Annotated in this window: 13 protein-coding genes; 6 read left to right on the forward strand and 7 right to left on the reverse strand. The window is 33.4% G+C overall.

Annotated elements, in window-relative coordinates; translation table 11 throughout:
• Window positions 1–181: 181 nt before the first annotated feature.
• From guaB to IEV50_RS16715, 4 genes are all read right to left on the reverse strand, one after another.
• Window positions 182–1,651: an IMP dehydrogenase gene (gene guaB / locus IEV50_RS16700; protein ID WP_188416520.1), complete on the reverse strand. Its 1,470-nt coding sequence runs from the start codon at window positions 1,649–1,651 to the stop codon at window positions 182–184.
• Between the two features lie 119 nt (window positions 1,652–1,770).
• Complete coding sequence (locus tag IEV50_RS19955) at window positions 1,771–1,968, reverse strand: type II toxin-antitoxin system RelE/ParE family toxin (protein ID WP_371870276.1); 198 nt, start codon at window positions 1,966–1,968, stop codon at window positions 1,771–1,773.
• 472 nt (window positions 1,969–2,440) lie between these two features.
• Window positions 2,441–3,712 (reverse strand): M16 family metallopeptidase, encoded by a 1,272-nt coding sequence (locus IEV50_RS16710; protein WP_188416522.1) that lies wholly within the window; start codon window positions 3,710–3,712, stop codon window positions 2,441–2,443.
• Between the two features lie 49 nt (window positions 3,713–3,761).
• The gene (locus tag IEV50_RS16715; protein ID WP_188416524.1) at window positions 3,762–5,036 is read right to left on the reverse strand and encodes a M16 family metallopeptidase; all 1,275 of its coding nucleotides are present in this window, start codon (window positions 5,034–5,036) and stop codon (window positions 3,762–3,764) included.
• Between the two features lie 364 nt (window positions 5,037–5,400).
• Here IEV50_RS16715 and mqnC point away from each other — a divergent pair, with 364 nt between their 5' ends.
• Window positions 5,401–6,525 (forward strand): cyclic dehypoxanthinyl futalosine synthase, encoded by a 1,125-nt coding sequence (mqnC, locus tag IEV50_RS16720; RefSeq protein WP_188416526.1) that lies wholly within the window; start codon window positions 5,401–5,403, stop codon window positions 6,523–6,525.
• A gap of 501 nt (window positions 6,526–7,026) precedes the next feature.
• Here the strand turns inward: mqnC and IEV50_RS16725 are convergent.
• On the reverse strand, window positions 7,027–7,893 hold the full coding sequence (locus IEV50_RS16725; protein WP_188416528.1) for a ferritin-like domain-containing protein: 867 nt from the start codon (window positions 7,891–7,893) through the stop codon (window positions 7,027–7,029).
• Window positions 7,894–7,912: 19 nt separating this feature from the next.
• Complete coding sequence (locus tag IEV50_RS16730; RefSeq protein ID WP_188416530.1) at window positions 7,913–8,620, reverse strand: ferritin-like domain-containing protein; 708 nt, start codon at window positions 8,618–8,620, stop codon at window positions 7,913–7,915.
• A 128-nt stretch (window positions 8,621–8,748) separates the two neighbouring features.
• Here IEV50_RS16730 and IEV50_RS16735 point away from each other — a divergent pair, with 128 nt between their 5' ends.
• The 5 genes from IEV50_RS16735 (at window position 8,749) to IEV50_RS16755 (ending at window position 14,816) form a co-directional block, all read left to right on the forward strand.
• Window positions 8,749–9,534 carry a LytR/AlgR family response regulator transcription factor gene (locus IEV50_RS16735; protein ID WP_188416532.1) on the forward strand — a complete coding sequence of 262 codons (786 nt, stop codon included), beginning with the start codon at window positions 8,749–8,751 and terminating at the stop codon, window positions 9,532–9,534.
• Window positions 9,521–12,523, forward strand: coding sequence for a ligand-binding sensor domain-containing protein (locus IEV50_RS16740; protein WP_188416534.1), 3,003 nt, complete (start codon window positions 9,521–9,523; stop codon window positions 12,521–12,523). Before IEV50_RS16735 ends, IEV50_RS16740 begins: the two co-directional genes overlap by 14 nt.
• A 250-nt stretch (window positions 12,524–12,773) precedes the next feature.
• The gene (gene scpB, locus IEV50_RS16745) at window positions 12,774–13,340 is read left to right on the forward strand and encodes an SMC-Scp complex subunit ScpB (protein WP_188416537.1); all 567 of its coding nucleotides are present in this window, start codon (window positions 12,774–12,776) and stop codon (window positions 13,338–13,340) included.
• 89 nt (window positions 13,341–13,429) lie between these two features.
• Window positions 13,430–13,624 carry a hypothetical protein gene (locus IEV50_RS16750; protein WP_188416539.1) on the forward strand — a complete coding sequence of 65 codons (195 nt, stop codon included), beginning with the start codon at window positions 13,430–13,432 and terminating at the stop codon, window positions 13,622–13,624.
• 73 nt (window positions 13,625–13,697) lie between these two features.
• Complete coding sequence (locus IEV50_RS16755) at window positions 13,698–14,816, forward strand: GNAT family N-acetyltransferase (RefSeq protein WP_188416541.1); 1,119 nt, start codon at window positions 13,698–13,700, stop codon at window positions 14,814–14,816.
• Window positions 14,817–14,934: 118 nt separating this feature from the next.
• Here the strand turns inward: IEV50_RS16755 and IEV50_RS16760 are convergent, their stop codons facing one another.
• On the reverse strand, window positions 14,935–15,255 hold the full coding sequence (locus tag IEV50_RS16760; RefSeq protein WP_188416542.1) for a helix-turn-helix domain-containing protein: 321 nt from the start codon (window positions 15,253–15,255) through the stop codon (window positions 14,935–14,937).
• Window positions 15,256–15,277: the final 22 nt, after the last annotated feature.

Here is a 15,277-nt window from a genome sequence, read left to right on the forward strand (position 1 = left end):
AGGGAATGACGAAACGCTAAAACCAAACGCAAAACACCTCAAACTATTTTTCCTCAACTTGTCTTCTCCGTACAGGCGTGAATCTTAATACAAAAAAAGCGAGGCTATCTTTTCAGATGCATCGCTTTTTAAACTTTTTTTATTAAAATGGCTTCGTTCCTCGCAATCACAAGTGATTGAATTACCTTGTATAATTTGGTGCTTCTTTAGTAATTGTAATATCATGTGGATGACTTTCACGCATACCAGCAGCAGTAATTTGAACAAATTGAGCCTCTTGCAGAGCTTCGATGTTTGCTGCACCACAGTAACCCATACTTGCACGTAAACCACCAATGTATTGATACATTACTTCGGCTAATGTGCCTTTAAAAGGTACTCGACCAACAATTCCTTCAGGAACTAATTTTTTAATATCATCTTCTACATCCTGGAAATAGCGGTCTTTAGAACCTTGCTCCATTGCTTCGATAGAACCCATTCCACGGTAAGATTTAAATTTACGTCCTTCGTAAATGATGGTTTCACCCGGAGATTCTTCAACACCAGCGAATAATGAACCAGCCATAACCGTACTTGCACCCGATGCAATTGCTTTAGCGATATCGCCTGTATGTTTGATGCCTCCATCTGCAATAACCGGAACGCCAGTGCCTTTCAATGCTTTTGCGCATTCGTAAACGGCATACAATTGAGGAACCCCAACACCTGCAATAATTCTAGTGGTACAAATTGAACCCGGACCAATACCAACTTTAACGGCATCTGCACCAGCATCTGCCAAAAATTTAGCCGCAGAACCAGTTGCTATATTACCAACAATAATCTGTAAATCAGGGTATTTAGCTTTAACTTCTTTTAATTTATCTACAACACCTTTCGAATGTCCATGGGCTGTATCGATTGTGATTACATCCACTCCTGCATGAACTAAAGCATCCACACGTTGAAGTGTATCTGCAGTTACACCAACCGCGGCGCCTACACGTAAACGCCCACGCTCATCTTTACAGGCAGCAGGATAATCTTTAACTTTTGAAATATCTTTGAAAGTGATTAGACCGCTTAAATAACCATCTTTACTTACAACAGGTAATTTTTCTATTTTATAATTTTGTAGAATTTCTTCTGCCTGAACAAGTGTTGTACCTTCTGGTGCAATGATTAAATTTTCTTTAGTCATTACTTCGGCAATCGGTCTTTTCATATCCTTTTGGAAACGCAAATCGCGATTAGTAATTATGCCAACTAATTTATTATCGCTGCTTACTACCGGAATACCACCAATTTTGTGTTCCTTCATTATTTTAAAAGCATCGGCTACAACCGCAGTTTCTAGCAAAGTAACAGGATCTTGAATCATACCACTTTCGGAGCGCTTAACTTTTCGCACTTCTTCAGCTTGTCTTTCGATAGTCATGTTTTTATGTAACATGCCAATACCGCCGTTTTGTGCAATAGCAATAGCAAGTTCAGCTTCGGTTACTGTATCCATGGCTGCAGAAATCAATGGAACGTTAAGCTTAATTTTTTTTGTTAAGAAAGTGGCTGTATTTACATCGCGAGGCAGAATTTCTGAATATGCCGGTACCAAAAGTACGTCGTCATAAGTTAAACCTGTAGCAATAAATTTTGTGGAGTCGAGTTGCATAGCAAATAAATTACGATTTATTATTTGCCAGGCAAAGATAAGAAAATATGCTGGAAATAAAAGCTTAAAATATATTATAGATAAATATTAAGGTTTGTTGACAAAGCATTAAGTAAAATTTAAATAATGTTTTCTGATTCTAAAATTTCCGAAATTTCTTTACCTGAGATAGAATCCCTTACACCTTTACTATAAATGTTAACTAAAAAAACAGTCTTTTCAACAATTTTTACAAATGAGATTATTCTAACAACTCCACTTTTACCTTTATTTTTTGATGAAATCGCAATTCGAATTTTATAGACATCATTACCCAAAGATGTTCATTTAGTTTGATTTTCTTGAAGTTCTTTACCCAAATCACTTAGCTCATTGTATAAAGAGGGGTATTTTTTGATTAACTTTTTTGCTTCCTTTTTGAAGGTAGCCGTAAGAACGATATCATACTTCATTCAGAAAATCTTCTAAAGATATACCACTCATCTTTCCTTTTTGAATGAACGCTACTTCCTTAAAACCTTGTTTAAGATCTTCATATACTTGAGTGTTTTTAGATTTTGCTATCTTCTTACTTAAATCTTTCTTGATTTCAAACTTAACATTAAAAGCCTTAACAACAGCCTTTAGTGCCTCTATTTAGTCAGTAGTTGTAGGATGTGCTATAAAAATACTATCCGTTTGCATAATCGTTTATTCTTCTCTTGATTTAATATACAAATTAACAATTACAATTAAATAATTGGTATGGAGGAAAACTATTTTATATTAACATTCTTGTTATAACTCTCCCTACTTCTTCCCTACTACAACCTCGGTAAAAGTTTCTGTTGTTAAATATTTATTTGCTAAATCTTTGATTTCTTTAGCTGTAATGGTTTTAACTTTGTTAATGTAGTTTTCGTAATAACTGTAATCCAAGCCGGAAAAGTAGATGTTTTTAAACTTATCAGCATGAGAAAATACATTTTCTAAACTGCCTAGCATAGAACCTAACATATAATTTCTTACTAAGCCAAGCTCTTCATCTTCCACCAATTCGTTTTTTAATAAATCAATTTCTTTGTAAATTTCTCTTAATGCAGCAGAACAAACATCAGCACCAACTTCTGTTGCTACAAAAAAGTAACCTGCATTTTTTAAAGAAACAATTCCAGACCCAATGCCATAAGTATAGCCTTTATCCTCACGGATATTATTCATCAAACGTGAACCGAAATAACCACCCAAAACGCAATTTAAAATTTGCAAACCTGCAAAATCTTCATGCTTACGGTTTATTGCCAACTGACCAATGCGAATGGCAGATTGTAATGATTCAGGCTTTTCTTTATAAACATCGCTTTTTTTGGCCAAATCGAAAATGAAGTTATTTTTAACTGAATCACTTTTTTCCCAATCTTTTCCAAACTCTTCGTTCAACAGAGAAAAACTTTGATCATCGAATTTACCTGCAACAACAATTGTACAGTTATTAGGTGTATATGCAGCTTTAAAATAATCAATCAAGTCATCACGTTTTAAAGCATCGTAATGTTTTAATTGAATATCAACTCCATAAGCCGTATCGCCAAATAAAGCATGCGAAAACTCTTTACGAGAGAGAATATCGTTCTTTTGTAAGTTAACCTGTAATTTTTGTTTTTGATTTTGGATATAAATATCTAGCTCCTTTTGCGGGAACTGACTATCTGAAAGCACATCTTTAAAAATAGGTAAAACTGAAGCTAAATGTTTATTCAGCGTATAAAGTGTAACAGTAGAGTGGTCTTGTCCGTATTCAGTTTGAAAAAATGCACCATAAAAATCTATTTGCTCTGCAATTTCTTTTGCCGAAAGTTTACCTGTTCCATTGTTTAGCAATGCGTTAACCGCAATTGCCTGTAAAGGTTTTTCACGATTCCAGTTAACATTATCAAAGATAAATTCAATTCGAACCAAATCCTGCTCCCCTGAATAAACCGTGAAAACAGGCGTTCCATTATCTAAAATACTTTGCTTAGGATGGATAAAATTTATGATTGACACCTGCTTAAAATCAGGTGCTTGAGTACGATTAAGCATTTTTATTTGATATTATTTGTTTTTTAATTGCTATGAAGCTTGCATAATCTTATGCGTTAATATTGGTAGCTGGTAAGCTTACAAAGGTTTCTTCAGTTAAGTAATATAATGTTGATGCTGAATTTTTATCGAAAGTTTCACCAGATATTCTTTTGATATCTTCTGCCTCGACTTTCAAATATTGAGCTGCTTCCTTATTTAAAATATCAGCATCGCCAAGTAGTTCATAATAAGCTAAATTCATTGCTTTATCCAACAAGCTCATCTCTGAGAAGACTAAAACAGACTCTACTTTATTTTTTACTTTGGTTAACTCGTTAGCTGCAACCAGTTCGGTTTTTATTTTTTCGAGCTCTTCCCAAATTGCAGCCTCTGCCCTTTCAATTGAAACGCCTTCAATAAGCTTTCCTTCTACAATAAATAAGCCCGGGTCTAAACTACTTGATATGTAAGCATTGATATCACTGAAAAGCTGTTGCTCTTTAAGCAAGCTATTATGCAACCTTGATGATTTTCCTCCAGATAGTATATCAGAAAGTAAATCGTAAGCATAATAGTCATCACTCAATCTTCCAGGGGTTTTAAATGCAATGTAAATTGCATTAAGTGGAACATTAGCCTTAACAGTTTCAAATCTTGCTTCTATTTGCTTATCTTCCTGTGGTATATTTCTATTGTATTTTTCTCCGGATGGAATTGGTTCAAACCATTTTTCGGCAAGCTTTTTAACATCTTCAGTTTTAACATTTCCACCAATAACTAAAATTGCATTTTGAGGATTGTAGTGTTTTTGAAAAAAGGCCTTTACATCAGTAATTTTAGCATCTTCGATATGCGAAAGTTCTTTACCAATTGTCGCCCAGCGATAAGAATGTTTTTTATAAGCCAGCGGACGTAACTTCAACCATATATCGCCATAGGGCTGGTTAAGATAGCGTTGTTTAAACTCTTCGCTAACCACGTTAATTTGCGTTTCTAAACTTTTTTCAGAAAAAGCAAGATTTAACATCCTGTCGCTTTCTAACCAAAAAGCCGTTTCAATGTTTTCTGCCGGTAAAGTGATGTAATAATTTGTAATATCATTACTAGTGAACGCATTATTTTCGCCGCCTACACGCTGCAAAGGCTCATCGTAATTGGGAATATTTACCGACCCACCAAACATTAAATGTTCGAATAAATGTGCAAAACCTGTTTTTTCCGGATCCTCATCTCGAGCTCCAACGTCATATAAAATATTTAAAACTGCCATTGGAGTTGTAGCATCTTCATGTACCAAAACTTTTAAACCATTTGCCAGTGTAAAGCGATTAAAATCTACCATTATCTAATTTTAGAAGTGTAAAGATATTATTTTAGATTGTTAGTTTTTTAGTTGGTTTGTTTTTTGGTGAGTTAGTTTGTTTAGGTTTTTAACTTTTCAGGTGGTTAGTTGTTTGGATAATTGGCTGGCAATTGATATAATAAAGCTTTCAAATTATAAATTATTAATGAGATATGAAATTTACAAAGCGAAACACCAAAAAACTAAACTATCAATAGAGTCGTTACTTTAACAAAAACAAAAAAATAACTAACCTCGCAGCGCTAACAAACCAAAAAACCATTTAACTAACCATCTAATCAGATTTGACATCTAACAAACCAAAAAACCAATTAACTAACTAACCAATTCTTATCTTTGTACTATGAATACAGCCGATTTACTACAAAGGGCACTACATTTCGAATTTTTAAGTCAGGAAGAAGGGGTGCATCTGTACCACCATGCCGACACAGCATCACTAATGTTTGTAGCCAACGAACTTAGAAAAATCCAGGTTCCAAGCGGTAAGGTAACCTGGCAAATTGATAGAAATGTAAATACGACGAACGTTTGTATTGCCAATTGTAAATTCTGTAATTTTTTTCGCAGGCCCGGTCATGATGAAAGTTATATTACCGATATTGAAACTTACAAAGTTAAAATTGAGGAAACCTTCCGTTTGGGTGGCGATCAATTGCTTTTACAAGGCGGCCATCACCCCGATTTGGGTTTAGCTTTTTATGCTGATTTATTTAGAAAACTAAAAGAATTATATCCTGATTTAAAGCTTCATGCTTTAGGTCCGCCGGAAATTGCACACATTGCAAAATTAGAAGGCATAAGCCATACCGAAGTTTTAAAAGCTTTAAAAGAAGCAGGTATGGATTCTTTACCTGGTGCAGGAGCTGAAATTTTAAATGATCGGGTTAGGCGCTTAATATCTAAAGGTAAGTGTGGTGGCCAAGAATGGCTTGATGTAATGAGGGCTTGCCATCAATTGGACATTACCACATCTGCCACGATGATGTTTGGCCATGTTGAAACCATTGAAGAACGTTTTGAACATTTGGTTTGGATTAGACAGGTACAAAGTGAAAAACCTGCAGATGCAAATGGATTTTTAGCATTTATTCCATGGCCTTTTCAGGATGATGGAACTTTATTAAAAAGATTAAGAGGCATTACTAACGATGTTACTGCTGATGAATATATCCGCATGATTGCATTGAGCAGAATTATGCTGCCTAATATTAAAAACATACAGGCAAGTTGGTTAACTGTTGGTAAAGCAACCGCACAATTGTGTTTACACGCAGGCGCTAACGATTTTGGTTCGATTATGATTGAAGAAAACGTAGTTTCTGCTGCAGGTGCACCACATAGGTTTACGTCAAATGGTATTCAGCAATCAATTAAGGCAGCAGGTTTTGAGCCGCAACTTCGCGGACAAAAATATAACTACAGAGATTTGCCAGAACATTTGGAAGAACAAGTGATAACTTATTAAGATTGGAATTATTGAATGAGTGAATTTTGAATGAGTGATTTATTGAATGATTGGATGAGTGATTTACTGTATGACAGAATAATTTTAATATCTAGAATTTAAATCTCCAAAAACACAAATAGACAAAATTCTTTTTTTATTAAACTTGCAAAACAGGCCCAAATTTCTTCCAATTACCAAAGTAAACTAAACCCTTTTGAAGCGGCATCCTTTTTTGCTTTTTCGGCTAAAAAGATATAGCGGAAAGAGGGGGTGCCGTAAATTGAAAACCTGAGCTTGCTTTTCAAAAAAATAAATAATTGATATTATTGAAAATCCTTAAATCTTGTAAATTCTACCCAACAAATTAAGGTAAGTAATCCTAAGCCACACCTTAATGATATAATCTTGAAAATTCTTTAATCATTTAAATCTTCGCCAAAAAAAAGGGAAGTAAAACCTAAGTTCTACCTCCTTACCTTAAACCAAACATTACCTAATCAATAATGTAACTATTTTATTTTATGATAATTTTTTTCCTGGCATTAAGAATAAATTCGCGATAGTAATAACTGCCGCTCTATCTAATGGTTCATCAAAACATTCTACAGCTGCAGCTTTAGTAACTGCTGTTCCATTAATACCAACAATATTGATACCTGCTTGAACTGTTAAATCTTCACCTGCGTAAACTGCATCTACTTGAGGCACACCAGAATCATTTGCTTGTCCGCTTGCTCCTAAACTAACGTAAGGCTTGTATACTGCAGAACCTGCTGCTAGAGCTGTACGCATACCACGAATATGTGCCGCATGACGAGCCTCTACTGAGTGGATTTGCAAAGCTGTTGTTAAAGCTGCATTTTTTACTAAAAAGCCTGCTTGTCCTTTATAAGCTCTTACGCCAGTATCTTCAAATCCTTGAGCTACAGCTAAAAATGTTCCGTAATCACTAAATACAGTTGGGAAAGTTCCTCCCGCAGTAAAATCAGTATCTGAATAAGGAATCGGTGCTCTCGCAGAAGCTCCTAATGCACCTTTTAGTAAATTTACGTGAGCTAATTCGTGATCACGAATTAATGTAATTGCTGCTAACGGAGCACCCGATGGAATTGGTGTTGGTACTGGAGCTGCTAAAGCGTGATTATAAAAGTTGTATTCTAAATACTCTAATGATAAAGCAAAGTTTAATACATCTGTTACAGAAGTTGGTGTGGTTTGACCATATGCTTTTTGAAATAAAGATCCCATTGCTAATGGTAATGCAGCTAAAGATATTTTTTTACCCATGTTAAAAAAATCTTTCATAGCTGTTCTACGTGGACTTAATCTTTCATAGATCTCGCCATCCACTTTTTCAATTTCTTCTAATATATTTACGATATTCATGTTTTCTTAGTTTAGGAGATTATAAATTAATTACGTTAATTTTTGTTTTGATGTATTTACCAGCGGCAGCTAGTACAACATCTGGTGCAAGCGCCATATCTAATGCAGTTGCTGTTGCAACCTGTGGGGCTGTTGCAAATGATCCTGGAGAAACCAAATCGCGAATATATGCCGCGTGACGAGCCTCTACTGATACAATTTTACCCGCAAGCAATAAATAAGTTGTATTAGAAATTCTTATACCAGCACCATTGTATGCACCAACTCCTAAATCTTCAAAAGCCATCGCAGCGCCTAATACACTCGCTCTATCTGTAAAGTTAATACTAGAAAAATCGACTTCTAAGCTACCAATTGCAGCGGTACTTAATGCATTTTTAAAAAATTCTCTGTGTGCAATTTCGTGAAACTGAATGTCTTGGAAATATGCTTTTTCTGCTGCTGAAAAACTAGCTGGAGGTGCTGAAGCAACTTTAATGTAAAAAGCAGCTTCTAATTGCTCTAAAGCATAAGCATAATTTAATACACCAAAATCATCTTTAAAATCTAACGTTGCACCTGAATTCATATCAGTATAACCACGATCTTTTTTACAACCTGCGGCAACTAATGCTAATCCGGCAGCACTTACTCCGGCATACTGTAGAAAAGACCTGCGGCCTAAACTACCATTAAATAAACTTTCTTCCTGAAGTTCATCTTTAATTTTTAGTTCAGTGTTTTTCATAATTTTTTTTATGTTTAGGGGTTTTTATTCCTGTTTTGCTGATATATACGTGACAATTATATAGACGGTTTTTTAATTATACATTTTTTTTTATAAGCCGTTTTTAATACATTCACAAACCTATTGCTATGACTACACTAAAAGCTATAATTGTTGATGATGAAGAGTTTGCACGCTCATCTCTTTTTTTCCTGATACAGCAAAACTGTCCGGCAATAGAAATTACGGGTATAGCCCGCTCAGTTGCCGAAGCGAAAGATATTTTGGCCCATCATCCTATTAATTTAATTTTTTTAGATATTGCTATGCCTGGCGGAAATGGCTTCGAACTAATACCCGATGCACAACAGCACAACGCTGCTGTAATATTTACAACAGCCTTTGATCAGTATGCATTAAAAGCGATAAAAGCCAACGCCTTAGATTATCTGTTAAAACCAATTGATATTGATGAATTAGAAACCGCCGTAGATAAAGTTTTAGAATATACAAGATTGCACCAAACTATCGATAAAAAAGATGAACGCATTACAAATCTGGCATCCAGCTTAATGAACCGTACGGAAATACGAAAGTTAACACTTCCTTATGGCCAGGGATTCAAAATGATTGATGTTGATGATATAATTTATATTGAGGCAGACAGTAATTATTCTGTTTTTCATTTAAGCAACCATGATAAAATAACCGTTTCGAAAGTATTAAGAGAGTTTGAAGAACTTTTACCTTCCGATCAATTTGTTAGAATACATAAATCGAGCATTATAAATTTGAATCATTTAAAAGAATACAATTCGAAAAATGGTTTGCAGGCTTTTCTTAAAAATGGAGAAAGCATTAGCGTATCAAGAAGAAGAGCCAGTGATTTTTTCGAAAAAATAAAACTTTTTACCAAATCCAATGGTGAGCATTAGTAGAACTGATTCTGGATTTCTTTCGGCTTTTATCCGATATTTTAATACAAAAAATGTATTCCGGCTTAGTTTGATTTTTATTTTATTTTTCAAATCAGGTGTTTTAGAAGCAACTGCACAAACAACTTATTTACCACATTATACCTCTAAAAACGGACTTCCAAGTAATAACTGCTTTTATATTTTACAAGATAAAAAAGGTTTCATCTGGATTGCAACCGATGCAGGCCTAAGTCGTTTTGATGGTACAAACTTCCAAAATTTTACAATTGATGATGGTTTGCCCGACACTCAAATTCTACAGATTAAGGAAGACAAAGAAGGAAGACTTTGGTTTTTAGCACTTAACGGCCAGTTAAGCTACTTAGAGGATGGAAAATTTTACAACCGAAACAACAACAAACTTTTAAAAGAATTAAATTCTAATACGGTTATTGTTTCATTTCTTGAGGATGGGAAGGGAAGAATCTGGCTTGGAACAAATTCTAATCTAATAATATTTTGGGATGGAAAATCAGTTAAAAAATTTATTTCATCAAAAATAAACAAACAATTTACCAACGCTTTTCTTCATGAAGATGAACAAGGAAATATTTACGCTTACAGTGATTTAAGCACTCAAATATACAATGGAAAGGGTTTTTCGATAGTAAATAATATGGTAAATCCTTTATCGTATATGACTGCGTTTAATACATCAAATCGATCGTTGTATTATTTAGATGAAAAAGGCTTAAAGCTATACCAAAATGGTTCAGTTAAAAATTTAATTGCTATACCTGATAATCTGCTTAAAAATATGGCAGGTTATTTTTATTACGATAATACAAATAAAGAAGTATGGCTAGCCAGTAACAATGGCGCATTGGTAATGAATCAAAATGGCAAAACGGTGATGTATCTGCAAGGAATTTCCGTCAATCAATCTGTAAAAGATAAAAGCAGTAATATGTGGTTTGCTACAAATCAGGGAATTTACATGCTGCCAAACATTAATTCGAGGCTTTCAATAATTGATGCAGAATCGGGTTTAAGTAGTAACGTTATTAAAAGTATTACTAAAGACGATAAGAACAGGCTTTGGCTCGGCACTGATGATGCGGTTATTGATATCCTGAATATTAAAAATTTCGAAATTGATGAAATTGGTTTAGATGACTACAAGAAATATAAAACAGTAAAACAAATTACTTATGATGCAAGAAATGAAGCGATATACTTTTCTTCTGATTACGGCTTAGGTGTTTTTAAAAATATTTATAAAACTAAAAATGATGTTAAGTACCTAAAGGAAACAAACAACTCAATGTTTGTAATTAAACATTTCAGTTTGAGTGAAACAAACAACCAATTGGCAATGGCACTTTCTTCAGGTGTTGTATTTTTATCAGACAGGATGAACAAGCTTGAATTTAATGCAGCAAAATACCGTGAAAAAGAAGATTTTTTTAAATATAGATCTTATCACGTTTTTTACGACAGAAACGGTGGCCTGTGGTTTTCTAATGTAGATGGTTTATCTGAGTTTTCAAAAGGAAGGCTAATTCATCATTATAAAAACAATCCATTGCTTACGAAAAGAATAAATGATATACAGCAATTGCCTGATGGTACTTTAATTTTAGCAACAGATGGATATGGAATTTTATTTTATAAAAAAGGAAAAATATTTCGTCAAATTACTCAGAAAGATGGTTTAACCAATGATATATGTACAAAGCTTTTTATAAAAAATAATGAAATATGGGCACTAACGAATAAAGGCGTAAATAAAATTTCTGATTATACGAACAAAACCGAAGTTATAAACTTCGATTATGGAAAGGATTTGCTTACCGAAGATGTAAATAACCTATATATTGACGACAGTACGGCATATTTCGCTACAAATAAAGGCCTCATTCTATTTAAATATAACAATAAAAATACAGTCAAAAGTCAACCAAAGGTTTATATAACCTCTATAATAAAAGATGGAGAACGTTTATCTACGAGTAAAGATAATTTCACATTCGAAAGTGGAAACAATACAATATTATTCACTTTTGGAGCAGTTGATTTTACCACAAGTGATATTACCTTTCGCTACCGTTTAAATGAAAATACAACCTGGTTAGAAACCAGAACTCGCCGTTTAGATTTTTCAGCATTACAGCCTGGCGATTATCTTTTCGAAGTTAGTGCAAAAAGTCAAAACAATAATTGGGGACCTTCTGCAAAGATTTCATTTACTATTAAAAAGCATTTCTGGCAAAGCCTGTGGTTTCTTTCAATTTTAATTCTTTTGGTTGGTTATGTTTTCTACAAATTGGCAGTTTATATTACCAGAAGGCAAAAAGATAAAGAGCAACAGCAATTACGACTAAAAAACAGGATTCTGATGTTAGAACAACAAGCATTACAAGCAATGATGAACCCGCATTTTGTTTTTAACGTAATGAATTCAATTCAACATTATATTAACACACAGAATACCTCTTCAGCAAACAAAGTTTTAACTGGTTTTGCAAGGCTTATAAGAAAGAATCTGGAAATTTGTACTAAAAGTTATATTACATTGGAAGAAGAGTTGGAGTATTTAAATTTATACCTAAAGCTTGAAAAAAATCGTTTTGGCGAAAAACTTAGTTATGTAATAAATGTTGATAAGGAAATTGATAAGGACGAAACTTTAATCCCATCAATGTTATTACAGCCCTATGTAGAAAACGCAATATGGCATGGTATAATGCCAAAAGAAATTGGTGGTGAAATTCAAATTAATATAAATTTAAAAGAGCATTATCTTAGTATCGAAATTATCGATGATGGTATAGGTATAGAAAATTCTTTGAAAGGCAAAAAGGATAAACACATCAGTAAAGGAATGCAACTAACCCGCGAAAGATTAAACCTTTTAGGCCAGATTGAAGCAAAACCTATACAGTTAAATGTACATCAAAATGCCGAAAATGGTACAACTGTTTCCATTTCAATACCACTAAAATAAAAATATTACCGTTTACTCAATTATTAATACCACTCACTAAATAGAAATAACGTTGCATAGTGTTTAGCCTTAAACTTGTGCTATAAATAAACGATAGTGTTTATCAAAACGTTCTTATAGAATTGATATAGATATTTAATAACCTAACCTAAAACTATATCTTAATTCAGGTTTCATTTGTGTGTTAAGAAGCGGTCTTGTTTTTAAAAGCGAGACCGCTTTTTTTTGATCAAAAATTTTACTTTTGTTAATGCCCCAAAATACCTCTACCAAGCATATTGAAGCGCTTATATTCTCTTCTGTTCAAAGCATTAGTGTACAAGAAATTGTTTTAGCATTAACTGCAGTATTTGAACAAGAACATACTGAAACGCAGATTTTTGAAAGTTTAAATGAAATTAGCGAAAAATATAGCGATGATAGTTTTGTAATCGAATTAGTAAATATTAATAAAGGCTATCAGTTTTTAACAAAAAAAAATTACCATCAAACCGTAAATCAACTTCAATTACACCGCTCGAAGAAAAAATTAAGTCAGGCAGCAATGGAAACACTTGCCATAATTGCATATCGCCAACCCATTACAAAATTAGAGATAGAACAAATTCGAGGTGTAAATTCTGATTATTCAGTTCAAAGACTTTTAGAAAAAGAATTAATCAGCATTGAAGGAAAGGCAGAAACACCGGGCAGACCAATTTTATATACAACAAGCACCTTATTTATGGATTATTTCGGTCTAAATAATTTATCTCAACTCCCCCAATTAAAAGATATCACTCGGGAAGAAAATACAATTGGAGAAACAGCAGAATAAATTAATTTTAATTTGTTTACAACCAGATTGTTATTAAAAAAAGTTTTTTCGTATTTTTAAAGTATAAAAGCAATATTTATTTTTGTTGTATGAAAACTCCAAAGAAATCCCTGGAAAAACCGACTACTAAAAAAGAAGTAGAAGATAATGAAGATTTTGAAGATGATGCAGATTTAAAACCTGCTAAAAAATCGCAAGATGACGATGATGGCGACGATTTTGATGTGCCTTTAGATGATTTGGATAATTTCGATAATTTTGATGAAGAAGACGACGATTACTAATTTTTAAAAAACTATATATTTGAAAAAGCATCCGACCGCTTGGTAGGATGCTTTTTAATTTTAAAATCTGCCCATGCAAATTACACAAGTAAGCAATTCATCACTAAAAAACGATTTCTTAGAAACACCAAAAATCCTTTATAAAAACGACAGAAACTGGATTTGTCCTTTAGATTCGGAAGTAGAAAATGTTTTCGACCCTAAAAAGAATAATTTCTTTAATCACGGAAAATGCATCCGATGGGTTTTAAAAGATGATAATGGAAAACTAATCGGCAGAGTTGCCGCATTTATAAACGAAAAAAAAGCATTCAATTACGAACAACCAACCGGCGGTATGGGCTTTTTCGAATGTATCGATGATATAAATGCCGCTTTTTTACTATTTGATACCGCTAAAGCATGGCTAATAGAAAATGGAATGAAAGCCATGGATGGACCTATAAATTTCGGTGAAAACGATAGTTTTTGGGGCTTATTGGTTGAAGGTTTTACGCCACCATCTTTCGGCATGAATTATAATTTCCCTTATTATGAAAAGTTTTTTGATACTTATGGTTTTGTAAAAGAATATGAACAACTTACCAATCACATTAACTTAACCATCCCTTTTCCAGAAAGATTTACTAAAATTGCCAATTGGGTAAGAAATAAGCCAGGTTATACTTTTGAATATTTCAGCAAAGCAAATTCAGAAAAATACATAGCTGATTTGATGGAAATTTATAATGACGGCTGGCAAGATTTTGAAAATTTCGTACCGATTAAGAAAGAAACTTTAGAAGAGAGTTTTAAAAGTATGGAACCAATAATGGATGAGCATTTGATTCAATTTGCTTATTTTAACGGTGAGCCAGCATCATTTGTTGTACTTATTCCTGATGCAAACCAAATGATTAAAGGTTTTAATGGAAAACTCGGTTTATTAGAAAAGTTAAAATTCGCTTACAGGCGTTGGGTAGGCGTTACACGCATGAGGGCAATTGTAATGGGTACCAAACCAAAATTCCAAAAACACGGTTTAGAATCTGTATTGTTTATAAGCCTAGGCGAATATGTGTTACCAAAAAATCAATATAAAGAATTGGAATTGAGTTGGGTTGGCGATTTTAATGAGCAAATGATTGCAATCCATAAAGCAACTGGCGCAACATTTGGCAAAAAGCATTTAACAATGAGGAAGGTTTTTTAGGAGCAAAGATAAAGGAACAAAGAGCAAAGGGAAAGGAACAAAGAACAAGGATAAAAGAGCATTTGCTCTTCATCTTTATTCTTTGTTTCTTATTCTTTATCAACGTTCTCAACGCAACTCAGATTCCCAATTTATCATAAAGATCAATCACTTTTTTACGAAGTTTAGTTAATTCCTCATCTTTTTCTACCATTTCTTTTTTCAATATAGAAATTTCATCGGTTGAATTTTGAAATTCACCATCACCAGAAATAATTTGATGAACAGAAACTTTGAATGTTTTTGCAATTTGAAGCAAACGAGAAATATTTAAATCGGTTTGTCCGGTTTCTATTTTGCAAAAAGCCGGTGTAGAAATATTAATCATTCTGGCTGCTTCAGCCTGACTCAGGCCTAACTCTATCCTACTCTGTTTAATATTTTCTCCAATACTTTTCATTTATTTGTTGATAACTAATGAA

It is taken from the genome of Pedobacter mendelii (genome assembly GCF_014635725.1).
Lineage (GTDB): Bacteria > Bacteroidota > Bacteroidia > Sphingobacteriales > Sphingobacteriaceae > Pedobacter > Pedobacter mendelii.